We start from the raw sequence: 14,063 nt of genomic DNA, 5'->3' as shown, positions 1-14,063 counted from the left end.
GACTCGATCAGTCGTTCTCGGCCGCTCCGAGTAGCGGTAGTGCGGCCGGTCCTTCGCTCACGAGCAGCGCGAACTGCGCTGCGTCGAGCACTCGGATGCCGAGCTCTTCGGCCTTCGCGAGCTTCGAGCCCGCACCCGGGCCGGCTGCGACGAAGTCGGTCTTCTTGGAGACGCTCGACGCCGCCTTGCCGCCCGCGGCGATGATCGCCTCTTGGGCCCCTTCGCGGCTGAAGCCGTCGAGCGACCCGGTCGCGACGACGGTGAGGCCCGCGAGCACTCCCCCGGCCTCGGCGGCCGCCCCGGGCCCCGGATGCCCCGGGGTGGCGAACTGCACGCCCGCCGCGGTCCATCGGTCGACGATGTCGAGGTGCCAGTCGACGCCGAACCATTCGATGAGCGAGTCGGCGATGATGCCGCCCACGCCCTCGACCTCGGCGAGCTGTTCGCGAGTGGCAGCACGGATCGCGTCGAGCGAACCGAACCAGTCGGCGAGCGCCCGGGCCGCGACCGGCCCGACGTGGCGGATGTTGAGCGAGACGAGTAGCCGCCACAGCGGCTTCGTCTTGGCCTTCTCGAGCTCGGAGAGCAGCTTCGTCGCTGCTTCGGAGGGGCCCACGACCCGGAAATCCTTCTTGACGCCGGCGGCACGACGTTCGGCCGGGGTCATGGTCTCGGTGCCCGGCGGGTAGCTCGCCGGCCCGAGCTTCTGGAACGGCGCGCGCCTGACCGGTACCCCGGTCTCCTCGTCGATCTTCGGCTCGCCCGTCTCGGAGTCGCGCACGACGACTTCGATCGGCACGAGCTCGTCGAGCGTGAGGTCGAAGAGCCGGGCCTCGGTCGCGAGCGGCGGCTCGGCAGGCACCGACGGCTGGGTCAGCGCCGCGGCCGTGACCTCGCCGAGCGCCTCGATGTCGAGGCCGCCGCGCGACCCGATGTGCTCGACGCGGCCGCGCACCTGCGCGGGGCACGACTTCGCGTTCGGGCAGCGCAGGTCGATGTCGCCCTCTTTCATGGCGCGGAGCGGGGTGCCGCACTCGGGGCAGAGCTCGGGCATGTGCCACTCGACCTCGGTGCCGTCGCGCAGCTGCTCGACGGCCCCGAGGATCTCGGGGATGACGTCGCCCGCCTTGCGGAGCACCACGGTGTCGCCGATGCGCACGCCCTTGGCCTTCACGACCTGCTGGTTGTGCAGCGTCGCCTGGCGCACGGTCGAGCCGGCGACCTTGACGGGCTCCATGACGGCGTAGGGCGTCGCACGACCCGTGCGGCCGACGCCGACGACGATGTCGAGCAGCTTCGTGTGCACCTCTTCGGGCGGGTACTTGTAGGCGATCGCCCAGCGCGGCGCGCGGCTCGTGGCGCCGAGCTCGTCGTGCAGGGCGAGCTCGTCGACCTTGACGACGATGCCGTCGATCTCGTGCTCGACGTCGTGCCGGTGCTCGCCGCGCTCGGCGATGTAGCCGGCGACCTCGTCGACCGAGTCGAACACGCGCGAGTGCGGGGAGACCGGCAGGCCCCAGCTCGCGAGCAGCGCGTAGATCTCGGACTGGTTCCGCACATCAGGATGCTGCCACGCACCGATGCCGTGCAGGTACATCTCGAGTCGGCCGAGACGCTCGCGCATGAGCGAGAGCTCGAAGGGGTTCTTCTTCTCGCGGCGCTGGCGCAGGCTGCCCGCGGCCGTGTTGCGGGCGTTGGCGAACTCGGGGTACTTCGTGGGGATGTCTTCGGGTGCGCGGCCCTTCGCGAGCTGCTCGGTCTCGAACGCGGCCTGCAGCTCGTGCTGCCGCTCGTTGAGCGCCTCGAAGTCGGTCGTGCGCAGGAACACCTCGCCGCGCACCTCGAAGAACGCCGGGTAGCCCTCGCCCACGAGTCGGTGCGGGATCGCGGGGATCAGGTCGACGTTCTCGGTGATGTTCTCGCCGACCCGGCCATCGCCGCGGGTCGTCGCCGTCTCGAGCACGCCGTCGCGGTAGGCGAGGCTGATGGCGAGGCCGTCGATCTTCAGCTCGGAGAGCCAGTGCACCGGACGCCCTGCGGAGGCGGCGGTCTTCGTCGCCCAGTCGCGGAACTCGTCGATCGAGAACACGTTGTCGAGGCTGAGCATGCGCTCGGCGTGCTCGTGCTCGGGGAAGCCCGCCGAGACGATCGCGGCGCCGACCTGCTGCGTCGGGCTGTCTTGGCCCGCCAGCTCGGGGAACGCGCGCTCGAGCGCCTCGAGGCGGTGGAAGGCCTCGTCGTACTCTGCATCGGAGAGCGTCGAGTCGCCGTCGCCGTAGTACGCGAGCCGTGCACCCTCGATGCGATCGGCGAGTTCGGTCGCCTCCGCACGCGCTGCGTCGAAATCGGTCGGAAGGCCGCCGCTGTCACCGGAGATGTCGCTCACACGCCAATAGTACGAGGCGGCACCGACGCCAGCCGGGCGCTCGAGGCGTCTTTCGGCTATCGATCGAATCCGACGAGATCGATGCGCCGGTGGTAGCGAACCCCGACGACACCGCCGAGGAGGGCGCCGCCGACGCTCACGAGGGCGGCCACGACGGCGATGGTGATGCCCGCGATCGTCAGCGCGCTCTCGGGCACCGAGATCCGCGGGAAGGCGTTCAGGACGTCCAGAACGTCGCCTTGGACGCCGAGCAGCATGCTGGCCACCGCGGCGACGATCGCGATGACGATCGCCCAGAGCCATACCGCGAGCCCCTGCAGCACGCCGCTGAATCGAGCCATTCGGCCGGCGACGTAGCCGCCGCAGTAGAACGCGACCAACGCGATCACGAGCAGTGCGCTGACGCCGATCCAGCCGACGGAGTCGGCGCCGAGCAGCGCGTCACGGCTCGAGGTGCCTGGCTCTCGCACCGGCCCGAGACCGAGGGCGACACCGGCCGCCGCGAGCAGCCCGGTGAGGATGGACGAGAGGCCCGCGACGGTGAGCCACCCGAAGAGGGCCGAGCCGATCTTCATGCCGCCGAATGCCTGCCGTTGGCGTTCGACGACCTCCTCGGCGGTGATGGGGGCGACCTCGACGATCGGTTCCCATTCGTCGGCGGGCGGCGCGACGATCGTGATGCGGCCCGTCGTGGGTGCCGGGTCGAGGTTTCTGAACGGCTCAGCCGGGTCGCGGTTCGGATCTGCGGGAATTTGTGGGTAGGACACAACGACTCCTCGTCACTCACGCGGCGCCGGGGGTAGCGCCAGCGCGAATCTACGCGATGCGCGTCGTTGCGGCGAGCCTCCGCGTGACTAGGCGTCGACCGGCACCGCGCTGACCGTGCGGTCGATCGTGAACTGGCCGAGCACGCGGGTACCGACGTAGATGACGGCGGTCTGGCCGGGCGCGACGCCGTCGAGCGGATGCTCCGGCGTGACGACGAGCTCGCCGTCGACGAGCTGCGCGACCGCCGGCACGGGGTCGGCGTGGGCGCGGATCTGCACCTCGCAGTCGAACGCCGTCTCGGGCTGCTCGGGCGCGAGCCCGGCCCACGAGAAACGCGATCCGGCGATGACGCCGATCGCGAGCGCCTCCTTCGGGCCGACGACCACGGTGTTCTCCTTCGGGCGCACCTCGAGCACGAAGCGCGGCTTGCCGTCTGCGGCCGGAGTGCCGAGGCGCATGCCGCGGCGCTGGCCGACCGTGAACGAGTGCGCGCCCTCGTGCGAGCCGACGACGGCGCCCGTGCGGTCGACGATGTCGCCCGTCTCGGTGCCGACCTTGTCGGCGAGCCAGCCCCGGGTGTCGCCGTCGGGGATGAAGCAGATGTCGTAGGAGTCGGGCTTCTGCGCGACCGAGAGTCCGCGCTCGGCGGCCTCGGCGCGCACGAGCGTCTTCGACGGGGTGTCGCCGAGCGGGAAGTAGGCGTGCGCGAGCTGCTCGGCGGTGAGCACCCCGAGCACATAGCTCTGGTCTTTGGCCTCGGCGCTCGCGCGGTGGAGTTCGCGATTGCCCGCGTCATCCGTCACGATCTTGGCGTAGTGGCCGGTGGCGACGGCATCGAAGCCGAGCGCGAGCGCCTTCTCGAGCAGGGCGGCGAACTTGATGCGCTCGTTGCAGCGCATGCAGGGGTTCGGGGTGCGCCCGGCGGAGTACTCGGCGATGAAGTCGTCGACGACGTCGGCCTTGAAGCGCTCGGAGAAGTCCCACACGTAGTACGGGATGCCGAGCACGTTGGCGGCGCGCTGGGCGTCCATGGAGTCTTCGATGGTGCAGCAGCCGCGGCTGCCCGTGCGCAGGGTGCCGGCGTTGCGACTGAGCGCCAGATGCACGCCGACGACCTCGTGGCCGGCCTCGACGGCGCGCGCAGCGGCCACGGCGCTGTCGACGCCGCCGCTCATCGCTGCGAGAACCTTCACCCCACCAGTGTAGGCAGACAGCCTGAGCGGATGCCCCGTGGCCGCTCTGGGCGCCGCGTCAGCGGTCGAACGAGGTGGCGCGGGCCGCGAGCCCGGCGCGGGCGGCCTGCGCGTGTGCCGCGGGCAGCGCCGCGAGGAACGCGTCGACGTCGGCGCCGGTCGACGAGTGCCCGATCGTGATGCGGAGCGCGCCGCGGGCGTCGGCCTCCGACCGCCCCATGGCCATGAGCACGTGCGAGGGCTCGGGCACTCCGGCCTGGCAGGCCGACCCCGTCGAGACCGCGACGCCGGCCGCGTCGAGCAGGAAGAGCAGCGAGTCGCCCTCGCAGCCGGGGAACGAGAAGTGGGCGTTGCCGGGCAGGCGAACGGATGCCCCGGGCCCCGCGTCGCCCGAGAGGCGAGCCTCGGGCACGGCATCGGCGACGCCCGCGATCAGCCGGTCGCGAAGCTCGGCCATGCGGGCGGTGTCGGTGTCGAGACGGGCGGCCACGATGTCGGCGGCCGCCGCGAAGGATGCCGCCGCCGCGACATCCTGCGTGCCCGACCGCACCTTGCGCTGCTGCCCGCCGCCGTGGATCAGCGGCTCGACCGCCGCCGAACGGTCGAGCACGAGCGCGCCGATGCCCGCCGGCCCGCCGATCTTGTGCGCCGAGACGCTGAGGGCGACGAGTCCGGCGCCGCGCGGGGCATCCGTCGCGCGCCGGATGCCGTGGAAGTCGATCGGCAGCTGCCCGTAGGCGGCGACCGCGTCGACGTGCAACGGCACGCCCGCGCGAGCGGTCAGGCGCGCGACCTCGTCGACGGGCTCGATCGTGCCGACCTCGTTGTTGGCCCAGAGCATCGTGACGAGGGCGACGGATGCCGCGTCGCGGTCGAGCTCGTCGGCGAGCACGTCGAGGCGAAGCCGACCGACCTCGTCGAGCGGCAGCTCGACCACCTCGGCGCCCTCGTGGGCGACGAGCCACTCGACGGTGTCGATCGTGGCGTGGTGCTCCCCCGCCGGCATGAGGATGCGGCGTCGCGCGGTGGACGACCCGGCGGCGGCCCCGGCGTCCGTGCGCCGTTGCCACCAGAGTCCCTTGATCGCGAGGTTCACGGCCTCGGTGCCGTTGCCCGTGAAGACGATCTCGATGCCGTCGGCGCCGAGGGTCGCGGCGATGCGCTCGCGGGACTCCTCGAGCAGGCGCTTGGCCTGCTGGCCGGCGCTGTGGATCGACGAGGGGTTGCCCACCACGGCGAGCGCGGCGGTGAGCGCGTCGATGGCCTCGGGTAGCATCGGCGTGGTCGCGGCGTGGTCGAGGTAGACCATGACCATGTGACCTCCGAGTGTCGTCCGGGTGTGAGCGCGACACGGGCGTGCATGCGCTTGCAGGCGTCTCGCCTCCACGAACTACTGTAGATCGCATGCCTGAGCGCGATCCCCTGCACGGCCTCGGTGTTCGCGCGGGCACCGACGGCGGGGTCGCGAGGGTCTGGTCGCAGCACGCGACATCCGTCGACCTCGTGGTGTTCGACGCCGACGACCTCGACTGGGCGATCGCCCGCACTCCGCTCACGCGTGATGAGCACGGCGTGTGGCAGGGCGAGTCGGCCGAACTGCGGCCCGGCGCCCACTACGGCTTGCGGGTCGACGGTCCAGCGGGGGTCGAGCACGCGTTCAACCCGGTGCACACCCTGCTCGACCCGTACGCCCGCGGCCTCGCCCGCGCCGACGACGGATCGTGGCGCGGCGTCGCCCTCGAGCCGCTCACCGAGACGGGGTTCGAATGGGGCGACTCGGCGAAGCCCCGTGTGCCGCTCGACCGCACCGTGGTCTACGAGGCGCACGTGCGCGGCTTCTCGAAGCTGAACCCCGCCGTACCCGAACACCTGCGCGGCACCTACGCCGGCCTCGCGCACGACGCGTCGCTCGAGTACCTCGTGAACCTCGGCATCACGACCGTCGAGCTGCTGCCGGTGCACGCCTTCGTGTCGGAAGATCGCCTCGTGCGCCAGGGCAAGGTCAACTACTGGGGCTACAACACGCTCGCGTTCTTCGCCGCGCACGCACCGTACGCGAGCGCCGCCGCCCGCGCCGAGGGCGCCGTCGCCGTTCGGCGCGAGTTCGCGGGCATGGTGCGGCGGCTGCACGAGGCCGGACTCGAGGTCGTGCTCGACGTCGTCTACAACCACACCGCCGAGGAGGGCCGTGAGGGACCGACCTCCTCGTTCCGCGGCATCGACAACGCTTCGTACTACCGGCACGACGCGCACGGCCGCTACGTCGACACCACGGGATGCGGCAACAGCCTCGACTTCACCGGCGAGGCGCCGCAGCGGCTCGTGCTCGACTCAATGCGCTACTTCGCCGACGAGCTGCAGGTCGACGGGTTCCGCCTCGACCTCGCCGCCACGCTCGGCCGCGACGAGCGCGAGACGTTCACGCCGGAGCATCCGCTGCTGCGCGCCATGCTCGACGACCCGGTGATCGGCGCGTCGAAGCTCATCGCCGAGCCGTGGGACGTGGGGCCTGGCGGCTGGCAGACCGGCAACTTCCCGAACGGCTTCAGCGAGTGGAACGACCGCTACCGCGACCGCATGCGCGACTTCTGGCTCGGCGACCTGCGCCGCGAGCGCGAGACCGGCTCGGCCGGCAGCGGCATCGGCCGGTTCGCCACGCGCCTCGCGGGCTCGTCGAACACCTTCTCCGGCGAGCGCGGGCCGCTCGCGAGCCTCAACTTCGTGACGGCGCACGACGGCTTCACCCTCGCCGACCTCACCGCCTACGACGTCAAGCACAACCTGGGCAACGGCGAGCAGAACCGCGACGGCACCGACTCCAACAACTCGTACAACCACGGCGTCGAGGGCGAGGCGGCCGACCCGGTCGTGCGGGCTGCGCGGCGCCGGAGCATCCGGAACCTGCTCGGAACGCTGCTGCTGTCGGCGGGCGTGCCGATGATCACCGCGGGCGACGAGTTCGGCCGCAGCCAGCGCGGCAACAACAACGCGTACTGCCACGACTCGCCGCTCACGTGGCTGGCGTGGGAGGCGGCAGACCGACCCCGGTTCGCACCCGCCCTGCTCGAGACCGCGCGGCACCTGATGCGGCTGCGGGCCGAGAACCCCGCGCTGCGCCCCATGCGCTTCGGACGCCTCGGCGAGACCGTGCCGAGTGCCTCGCAGATGGACTGGTTCAACGCCGAGGGCGAGACCATGGGCATCGACGACTGGAACTCCCCCGCGGAGCGCACCCTGCAGTTCCTCGCCGCCTCGACGCCCGAGACCGAGGCGCCGAACCGCATCCTCCTCGTCGTGCACGCGCACGAGTCCGACGCCGAGATCGTGCTGCCGACGCACGAGGAGGTGAGCGGGTACACCCTGCTGTGGGATTCGGCCGATGAGGCGCCGTCGGCGGCATCGCTCGCTTCGTCTGCAGCCCCGCTCGCCCCCGGCTCCCCCATCACCGTCGGCGCCCAATCGATGCGCCTGTTCCGCGCAGAGAGCGCTGCCTGATGGCCAAGCGAGCGGATGCCTCGGCCGGCACGCCCGCGACCGTCGCCCTCACCCGGGCGGGCATCGCCTTCACCGCACTCGGCTACGACCACGACCCGCGCGCCGCGGCCTACGGGCTCGAGGCCGCCGAGAAGCTCGGCCTCGACCCCGACCGCGTGTTCAAGACCCTGCTCGCGACCGTCGACGGCGCCCTTGCCGTGGGCATCGTGCCCGTGGCGATGCAGCTCGACCTGAAGGCACTCGCCGCCGCGCTCGGCGGCAAGCGCGCCGAGATGGCCGACCCCACCGTCGCCGAGCGCAAGACGGGCTACGTCGTCGGCGGCATCAGCCCCATCGGCCAGAAGACGGCGCTGCCCACGGTGCTCGACGAATCGGCGATCCTCCACGAGACGATCTACGTCTCGGGCGGGCGACGCGGCCTCGACCTCGAGCTCGCGCCCGACGACCTGCTCGCCGTCACCGAGGGCCGCTACGCGCCGATCGCCCGCACCCGCTGAGAGCCCCTGCGGGTTGAGGAGGCGCGCCAGCGCCGTCTCGAAACCCCACGATCGAGCAAGCAGGGTTTCGACAAGCTCAACCCGCAGATCGCTCAAGCGGCACAAGCAGGGTTTCGACAAGCTCAACCCGCAGAGGGCTCAAGCGGCACAAGCGGGTTTCGACAAGCTCAACCCGCAGATCGCTCAAGCGGCACAAGCAGGGTTTCGACAAGCTCAACCCGCAGACGGCTCAGTCGGCGACCGCCACGAGTCCCAGCTCGGCGGTCGACAGCAGCAGCGGATGCCGCGGCACCACGCGCACCGTGTAGCCGAACGCACCGGCACGGTCGAGCACGAGCGATCCCGTGTAGAGGTGCTCGCCCGGGGAGAGCTGCGCCGCGGCATCCGCGACCTCGAGATCGGCGTGCTGGGCGGCGTCGATCGTCTCGTCGGCGCGGCTGCGCCCGTAGACGACCTCGACCCGCACGTCGTCGGGCGAGAGCTCGCCGAGTCGCACGACGGCGCGCAGCTGCAGTTCGTCGCCCACATGCGGCGCGTCGATGCCGCCCGACTCGACGTGCGCGACCTGCACGCCCGGCCACGCCGCACGCACCCGGGCACCCCAGCTCGAGAGCTCGCGGGCGCCCCGCGCGCTCTCGGCCGCGACGACGGCGAAGTGCTCGGCGGCCGGCCGGTAGAGGCGCTCGACGTACTCGCGCACCATGCGATCGGCGCCGAGCTCGGGCGCGAGCACCGCGAGGGTCTCGCGCACCCGGCGCACCCACTCGATCGGCACGCCGTCGCCGTCGCGCTCGTAGTAGCGCGGGGCAACCCGGTGCTCGAGCAGGTCGTACAGGGCAGCCGCCTCGAGTGCGTCGCGCTCCCCCGCGTCGCCCGCTGCATCGGCGGAAGGGATGACCCAGCCGAAGTCGTCGCCCGCGAACTCGGCCCACCAGCCATCGAGGATGGAGAGGTTCAGGGCGCCGTTCATCGCCGCCTTCATGCCCGAGGTGCCGCACGCCTCGAGCGGGCGCAGCGGGTTGTTCAGCCACACATCGCAGCCGGGGTAGAGCTTTTCGGCCATGCTCATGTCGTAGTCGGGCAGGAACACGATGCGCTCCCGCAGCTCGGGCTGCTGGGCGAACTGCACAAGCTGCTGGATCAGCCGCTTGCCCTCGTCGTCGGCCGGGTGCGACTTGCCCGCGATGACGAACTGCACCGGCCGCTCGGGGTTGGTGAGGATCGCCTTCAGCCGGTCAGGGTCCTGCAGCATGAGTGTGAGCCGCTTGTAGGTCGGCACCCGGCGGGCGAACCCGACCGTGAGCGTGTCGGGGTCGAGCACCTGCGACACCCACTTGGGCGGCTCGGCGCCCGAGTGCTGTTCCCGCCAGGATGCCACGAGCCGGCGCCGCGCGTCGTCGACGAGCTGCTGGCGCATGGCGCGCTTGACCGCCCAGAACTCGCCGTCGGCGAGCGCGGGGCTGCGCCACTCGGCGTGCTCGGTGTCGCCGGTGCCGAGCCGCGTCTCGGCGAGGCCGAGCAGGGCGGGGTCCGTCCACGTCGGGGCGTGCACGCCGTTCGTGATCGAGGTGATCGGCACCTCCTCGGCGTCGAAGCCCGGCCACAGGTCGCCGAACATGCGCCGGGTCACCTCGCCGTGCAGCTTCGAGACGCCGTTCGCGTGCTGGGCGAGCCGCAGCCCCATGACCGCCATGTTGAACGCGCTCGTCGCCGGGTCGGCACCGGGCTCGACGCCGAGGGCGAGTGCGTCGGCCGGGTCGACGCCGGGCAGCAGCGAACTCGACAGGTACCGCTCGACGAGCGCACGGTCGAAGCGGTCGATGCCCGCGGGCACCGGCGTGTGCGTCGTGAAGACAGTGCCCGCACGCACGAGCTGCAGTGCAGCGGCGAACGTGAGGCCCTCGCCAATGTACGTCGCGATGCGCTCGAGCCCGAGGAAGCCCGCGTGACCCTCGTTCATGTGGAAGACGTCGGGCGCGGGGCATCCGCTCAGTTCGGTCCACGCGCGCACCGCACGGGCGCCGCCGATGCCCAGCAGCAGCTCTTGCAGCAAGCGGTGCTCGCCGCCGCCGCCGTACAGGCGGTCGGTCACCGAGCGCAGCTCGTCGGAGTTCGTGGGGATGTCGGTGTCGAGCAGCAGCAGCGGAACGCGGCCGACCGCGGCCTTCCACACCCGCGCATGCAGCGAGCGGTCGTCGGGCAGGGCGAGGGTCACCTGCACCGGCGCGCCGTCGGGTGCGCGCAGCAGCGTGAGCGGCAGGCCATCGGGGTCGAGCACCGGGTAGCGCTCCTGCTGCCAGCCGTCGGGCGAGATCGACTGCGAGAAGTACCCGGCCTTGTAGAAGAGACCGACCCCCACGATCGGCACGCCGAGGTCGGATGCCGCCTTCAGATGATCGCCCGCGAGGATGCCGAGTCCGCCGGAGTACTGCGGCAGCGCGGCGGTGATGCCGAACTCGGGTGAGAAGTACGCGATGGTACGCGGGGTCTCGGCGCCGAGCGACTGGAACCAGCGAGGCTCGGCGAGGTACTCGCGGAGCGCCGCTCGCTCACGCTCGGCCCACTCCACGTAGCCGCCGTCGCCCGCCAGCTCTGCGAGCCTCGCGGGGTCGACCTCGCCGAGGAACGCGACCGGGTCATGGTCAGACGCCTGCCAGAGCCCGGGATCGACGTGCTGGAACAGACGGCGGGTCGGTTCATGCCACGCCCAGCGAAGATTCGCGGCGAGCTCTTCGAGCGCACCGAGCTCGGCAGGGATGACCGCGCGGACCGTGAACTTGCGAATCGGCTTCACGGCTCCACCCTAAGAGCCGCAGATGTCGGTTGCGTGAACGCCGGGTCGCGTCGTGATCGTCGACAATCCCGTCGACGAGGTCGGACACCTGTGAATGGCCATGGATGAACCCGGCCACTGCCGTGGACGCGAGGCGATAGGAGGAGATTTCGCAATCGGCCCGACGCCACAAACTTGCTCGACGATCCCTGAGTATCGCGTCTCGCACCGTCAATACACGTTGTACCAGTCCATCCGGTCGCGCATTCAGTGTCGAGGCTACCGGTCGCGCAGGAGCCGAATCCTTATCGAGAGGACAATCCCCACAAGAAGCGCGAACCCCGCGAGCATCATGCCGAAGCTCCAGAACGCGCCCGCCGGGATAGGTCCGAGTGGCCCGAGCGAGTTTATCGAACTACTCACGACCGCCGAAACAATGATGGAGCCGGCTTGCACAATTACGAAGCACCAAAGCACAGCGTTTAGGCTCGCAATCCACGTGGGAGAGGTGCCACCGCGGGCGGCTTGGCGAGCGAGTAGGACGGCGCACACCCCGCTCAGTCCGATCCACGCGATCAACCAAGCGAATGGCCAGCCATCCTCAACAAGGACTTGGTACGCGGCTTGTGCCCCGTTGTTGGCGACGGACGGCAAAACCCAAAGATTGTAGTACAGCCCGAGGAACACCGGCACTAGCCATCCGATGGTCAACACCACCGCGCCCGAGCGCTTGTTTCCCATCAGAACGGCTCCCCTTCTCACCAGTTGCATGCGGCATCCGGCCTCACGCCATCCTCAAAGACACGACCGACAGCTCCCGCTCCCCAGTCAGGCAGGGAAGGTCGCTCACTCTCCATATCGAATGTCCCAGTAACCACAAGCGACCCTGCGACATGGCACTCCCATTGCTGCCGGATCGAGGGAGTATCAATCATCGCGCCGTGGCGACCGACCAGATCTGCCCATGCAACATCTGCGATGCGAGCGGGCGTTGAGGCTGTCTTTCCAGAGCCTGGGTCACCATTGAGCCGAAGCCGGTTGATCCATTCGATATCGACCGTAACTACATAGCCGGCATAGTGCGGATCAGTGTGCACGTACGATCTCCGCACGATATCGTTCGTCCTTCGGCTGTAGGAGATCACGGTACCAGTTGATGCCTTGTTGGCGCCTTCGTTCGCTTTCCAGTGGTTGTCGTATTGCCCGAGTGCTTTCTCTCCGGTGAGGTCGAGTTTGTTGATGGGGTCGGCGGGGTAGTCGTAGTTGTTGGTGACGCCGCCTTCGACGGGGTCGACTTCGAGGAACCTGCCGAGTGCGGGCACGTACTGGCGGGCACCCATCTCGATCGTCATCACACTGCCGGCGTGTTCAGTGAGTTTGCGGTGCTGGCCGAGCCAGCCCCAGTCCGCGTCACCCTCAAGGGTGTCGGGCCCCGAGTCATCCGCTACCGGGGTGCCGATCTGGCCGGTGACTGGGTCGATGGGTTGACCGAACGGGTCGTACCGGAACACTCCGTCATTCCGGACGCCCGCGGCGTCGGCGATGACGGTGATGCTGCCCTGCATGTTCGGGTACGACCACGACTGGGTTGCGCCCGTCTTCGACACCGTCACCCCGCCCGGCAGACCGACGAAGGACTGCACCACCCCGTTCGCACCATCCAGGAGCAGGGCCGGGCTGTCACCGCCACCGGTGAAGGCGTAGCGGGCAACAGTGGTCTCCGGGTTCTGCCCGGAAGGGGTCTCGGTGCGCTGGATGATCCGGCCCGTCACATCCCGCAGATACACGATCACCGTGCCATCCGTCAGTGCCGTCTTCACATGCTGATCGGACACGTCATAGCCGAGGGTCTGGTCGGCGAGGGTCGTCGTGTTGCCATGCGCGTCATACCCGAGCTGCGCGGCCGGGATGCCGGCAGCGACCGGTGACAGGCCAGGACCCGCCGGGGTGCCGGTCACCGCGGTGGACGTGAGCCGGTCGGTGTGGTCGTAGCAGTAGGCGGTGGTGACCGGGGTGCCGCCATCGGGCAGATCGGTGAACGAGGTGCGGTTGCCGGGCATCGCAGCATCCGAGCGTAAGGCTCTGGTAGCCCACCGGCGCCTCGCGGGTCACGTTGCCGTCAGTCGGCGGGCGTACGTACTTCGATGCGGGCTCTCGCCCGAAGCTTTGCCCTGAGTGCGTCGACACGTCGTCGCCCGATCGGGAACGCACCGGCTGGCCCGCTGCCAACCGGCAGGAGGGGGAACTCGAATTGGTGCTCATTGCGTGAGAACGAAAGCGTGATCCCACGGAATGACCGTGAACCCATCACGACATCGCTGAGCTGTGCATCGACCACGTCGGCCCAGAGGATCCGGAGCACCTCGTGCGGGTCGATCGAGCCGTCGTAGAAGACCATCTCAGCACCAGCGTCGACCACCGTGAACCTCCACGTGGCAAACTCAGCGTCGCTATAGGCGCGGTCTGCGTCGGCATCATCACGAAGGTGCGCGACCAGCCGAGCCGCGGGTTCCGTGACTTGCGTCGTACACAGGATCGCGACACCCGGGTCCCGGCGAAGAACGCGATTTCGAACGAGCGTCCGATGATAGACCAGGAGCATCGCAAGATATCCCGCGAACGTCAGTGCAACCGGAACGACGAGCGTGCGGGCAACGATCGACCAAGCCTGCTCAGGCGCCGCCGCGGCATCTCGCGTCATCGAAGACACCCAGAGGACGGTCTGCCCGATGACGAACACCAGCAGCAGGTACCAGCCCAGAGTTCGCCCGTGGCGAGGCACGTTGCTCATCGTCATTCTCGATTCTGCGGTAGTCCGGCAGCCTACGCGAGCGCGAGGTACTGATGCACGAACGCCACCGCGATGCCGCCCTCGCCGACACGGGCCCCGGTTGATGACGACGCATTCGATGGTCATGCAGCCGTCCGCGAGTCCTCCGCGCACCGCATCG

At 70.0% G+C, this 14,063-nt stretch carries 10 protein-coding genes; 2 read left to right on the top strand and 8 right to left on the bottom strand.

From position 1 onward, the window contains the following. Positions 1–7: 7 nt before the first annotated feature. From ligA to BUR99_RS02555, 4 genes are all read right to left on the bottom strand, one after another. The gene (gene ligA / locus BUR99_RS02570; protein ID WP_074259436.1) at positions 8–2,377 is read right to left on the bottom strand and encodes an NAD-dependent DNA ligase LigA; all 2,370 of its coding nucleotides are present in this window, start codon (positions 2,375–2,377) and stop codon (positions 8–10) included. A gap of 65 nt (positions 2,378–2,442) precedes the next feature. Next, a complete protein-coding gene (locus BUR99_RS20490) occupies positions 2,443–3,153 on the bottom strand; it encodes a hypothetical protein (protein WP_074258783.1) in 711 nt (236 codons plus the stop codon). 87 nt (positions 3,154–3,240) lie between these two features. Then, entirely contained in the window at positions 3,241–4,347 is a 1,107-nt protein-coding gene (gene mnmA, locus BUR99_RS02560) for a tRNA 2-thiouridine(34) synthase MnmA (protein WP_268754553.1), read from the bottom strand. A gap of 58 nt (positions 4,348–4,405) precedes the next feature. After that, positions 4,406–5,662, bottom strand: coding sequence for a cysteine desulfurase family protein (locus BUR99_RS02555; RefSeq protein ID WP_074258781.1), 1,257 nt, complete (start codon positions 5,660–5,662; stop codon positions 4,406–4,408). Positions 5,663–5,751: 89 nt separating this feature from the next. Between BUR99_RS02555 and glgX the strand changes: the two genes are divergently transcribed. Beyond that, the gene (gene glgX, locus BUR99_RS02550) at positions 5,752–7,842 is read left to right on the top strand and encodes a glycogen debranching protein GlgX (RefSeq protein WP_074258780.1); all 2,091 of its coding nucleotides are present in this window, start codon (positions 5,752–5,754) and stop codon (positions 7,840–7,842) included. Beyond that, positions 7,842–8,339, top strand: coding sequence for a Cys-tRNA(Pro) deacylase (gene ybaK, locus BUR99_RS02545; RefSeq protein WP_074258779.1), 498 nt, complete (start codon positions 7,842–7,844; stop codon positions 8,337–8,339). Before glgX ends, ybaK begins: the two co-directional genes overlap by 1 nt. A 229-nt stretch (positions 8,340–8,568) precedes the next feature. Here the strand turns inward: ybaK and glgP are convergent, their stop codons facing one another. From glgP to BUR99_RS02525, 4 genes are all read right to left on the bottom strand, one after another. Next, positions 8,569–11,133 (bottom strand): alpha-glucan family phosphorylase, encoded by a 2,565-nt coding sequence (gene glgP / locus BUR99_RS02540; protein WP_074258778.1) that lies wholly within the window; start codon positions 11,131–11,133, stop codon positions 8,569–8,571. Positions 11,134–11,391: 258 nt separating this feature from the next. Beyond that, positions 11,392–11,883 (bottom strand): hypothetical protein, encoded by a 492-nt coding sequence (locus BUR99_RS02535; protein WP_143231353.1) that lies wholly within the window; start codon positions 11,881–11,883, stop codon positions 11,392–11,394. Then, the gene (locus tag BUR99_RS20370; RefSeq protein ID WP_074258776.1) at positions 11,871–13,172 is read right to left on the bottom strand and encodes an RHS repeat-associated core domain-containing protein; all 1,302 of its coding nucleotides are present in this window, start codon (positions 13,170–13,172) and stop codon (positions 11,871–11,873) included. Before BUR99_RS20370 ends, BUR99_RS02535 begins: the two co-directional genes overlap by 13 nt. Positions 13,173–13,231: 59 nt before the next feature. Beyond that, complete coding sequence (locus BUR99_RS02525) at positions 13,232–13,909, bottom strand: hypothetical protein (RefSeq protein WP_074258775.1); 678 nt, start codon at positions 13,907–13,909, stop codon at positions 13,232–13,234. Positions 13,910–14,063 lie beyond the last annotated feature (154 nt).

This window comes from Agromyces cerinus subsp. cerinus, from assembly GCF_900142065.1.
Classification (GTDB): Bacteria; Actinomycetota; Actinomycetes; order Actinomycetales; family Microbacteriaceae; genus Agromyces; species Agromyces cerinus.
Note: the sequence above shows the minus strand (reverse complement) of the source record. Positions and strands in the feature narration are given on the sequence as shown.